General features: G+C 27.0%; 4 protein-coding genes and 1 pseudogene. 3 read left to right on the top strand and 2 right to left on the bottom strand.

The genetic code is table 11. The features are described from left to right. A pseudogene (locus HMPREF2658_RS00245) lies at positions 1-320 on the bottom strand (ABC transporter ATP-binding protein); the annotation flags it as partial. Between the two features lie 359 nt (positions 321-679). On the opposite strand from HMPREF2658_RS00245, the gene HMPREF2658_RS14760 reads away from it, so the two are divergent. The 3 genes from HMPREF2658_RS14760 to HMPREF2658_RS14750 are packed head-to-tail and all read left to right on the top strand — an operon-like array spanning position 680 to position 1,023. Further along, positions 680-772: a GatB family leaderless bacteriocin gene (locus HMPREF2658_RS14760; RefSeq protein WP_012569511.1), complete on the top strand. Its 93-nt coding sequence runs from the start codon at positions 680-682 to the stop codon at positions 770-772. Positions 773-800: 28 nt separating this feature from the next. Beyond that, a complete protein-coding gene (locus HMPREF2658_RS14755) occupies positions 801-896 on the top strand; it encodes a GatB family leaderless bacteriocin (RefSeq protein WP_012569512.1) in 96 nt (31 codons plus the stop codon). A gap of 31 nt (positions 897-927) precedes the next feature. Then, a complete protein-coding gene (locus tag HMPREF2658_RS14750; RefSeq protein WP_188348922.1) occupies positions 928-1,023 on the top strand; it encodes a GatB family leaderless bacteriocin in 96 nt (31 codons plus the stop codon). Positions 1,024-1,494: 471 nt separating this feature from the next. Here the strand turns inward: HMPREF2658_RS14750 and HMPREF2658_RS00235 are convergent. Beyond that, positions 1,495-1,732: helix-turn-helix transcriptional regulator (locus HMPREF2658_RS00235; protein ID WP_371106836.1), on the bottom strand; the 238-nt coding region annotated here is incomplete at its 5' end.

The following is a 1,732-nucleotide window of genomic DNA, read 5'->3' as shown; positions in this document are numbered from 1 at the left end:
AAAAAAGAAGTTTTTAATCGAACAATATGATTCCATACTAAACATCTAATTGAAAAAATGATTTTTTCACCAATTTTACTTAATAAATATAAACCAACACCACTTATAATTGCGTTTAATAAAAATATAGAAATAACTATAACTAAAAAATTAAAACTTAGTGAATTTCCATTTATTTTATTTACTAATTCCCCTGTAAACCATGGTACTAATAGACCAGCAATACTACCAATAGACGATATAATTAAAGCTGATAATAATAGAAGTTTAGGAAACTTTAAGTTCTTCAAAATACTTAATAATGGGTTACTCTTATGCAAATTAGTCACTCCTATAATTACAAAATTAAAAGCACATGTTACTTAAACCGAATAAACCCATAGCAACATATGCTTTATCATAAATTATTTGAAAATACATAATGATAGTTATGTATAATAATAATATCAATATATAGTTTTTACAATACCTAATTATTTTATAAATAAATATATTGATATTAAAACAAACTAATAATAAAATATTAACAAGAGAAAAAAGGGAGGTGTTACAATGGGGAAATTAGCTATCAAAGCTGGAAAAATCATTGGCGGTGGTATCGCTAGCGCTCTTGGTTGGGCTGCTGGAGAGAAAGCTGTAGGTAAATAATTCTATAAATAATTTTCGAGGAGGTGTTTTCATGGGTGCTGTAGCAAAATTTCTTGGTAAAGCAGCTTTAGGTGGTGCTGCTGGTGGCGCAACTTACGCAGGGTTAAAAAAGATTTTTGGTTAATATTTAAAAAATTTAAGGAGTTATTTACATGGGTGCATTAATTAAAACTGGTGCTAAAATCATTGGTAGTGGTGCTGCTGGTGGTTTAGGTACATATATTGGTCATAAAATTCTAGGTAAATAGCGTTTACTTAAAAAGCAAAGGAGAGAAAACTATGGGCGCAGTAATTAAAGTAGGTGCTAAGGTCATTGGTTGGGGAGCCGCTAGTGGCGCAGGTTTATATGGTTTAGAAAAAATTTTTAAAAAATAACTAAGCATTCGAGTATAAGGTTTAATCAAACCTCATACTCGATTTTTCTATTTATACCAAATTAACCAGAATTTTAATATTATATAATATACACTTAGTACTATAATGTTAAAGGATATTAATATAGCTAAAAATAAAAATGAAATATTAATATCAATCTTATTTAAAAAAGCCAATATTAAAACTGCAACATCAATAACTAACAATGTCGTAACGCATGATGACAACTTTCGTTTTATCTCTTTGTTATTTTGAACATCATAATACAAAATTTTATTTATAAAAGAATCAATCCACATATATATACTAGTTAGTGTAATAATACTGATTAATATTAATTGGTGTCCTGTTATAGTTACATTAATCACGCCTAAAAAAGCTATATAAATTATTAATAGTATAAATAAAAAGCCAAAAGACCTAATTAACATATTCTTATTAATTATTTCTTGTCTTTCATCCATATTTCTATTATTCCTCACTATTATCACTCATTTCCCAAAATAATTTATTCAAATCTACTTGTAAAGCTTTAGCTATGCTAATACATAATTTGATAGTAGGATTATATTTCCCTAATTCAATTAAAGATATTGTCTGCCTTGTTACTTCAACTTTATTAGCCAACTCTTGCTGCGAAAAATTCATTTCTTTACGATAATGCTTAATATTATTTATCATGATTATAAACTCTTCCTTTTTCACACAC

Origin of the sequence: Staphylococcus sp. HMSC062H10, assembly GCF_001836945.1 — a bacterium.
Lineage (GTDB): Bacteria > Bacillota > Bacilli > Staphylococcales > Staphylococcaceae > Staphylococcus > Staphylococcus aureus.
This window is presented reverse-complemented; position numbering and strand designations above follow the sequence as displayed.

Bases quoted from the DNA above. Each gene is read 5' to 3' on its own strand.
- HMPREF2658_RS14760 (WP_012569511.1), top strand. From the start codon at position 680: ATGGGTGCTGTAGCAAAATTTCTTGGTAAAGCAGCTTTAGGTGGTGCT.
- HMPREF2658_RS14755 (WP_012569512.1), top strand. From the start codon at position 801: ATGGGTGCATTAATTAAAACTGGTGCTAAAATCATTGGTAGTGGTGCT.
- HMPREF2658_RS14750 (WP_188348922.1), top strand. From the start codon at position 928: ATGGGCGCAGTAATTAAAGTAGGTGCTAAGGTCATTGGTTGGGGAGCC.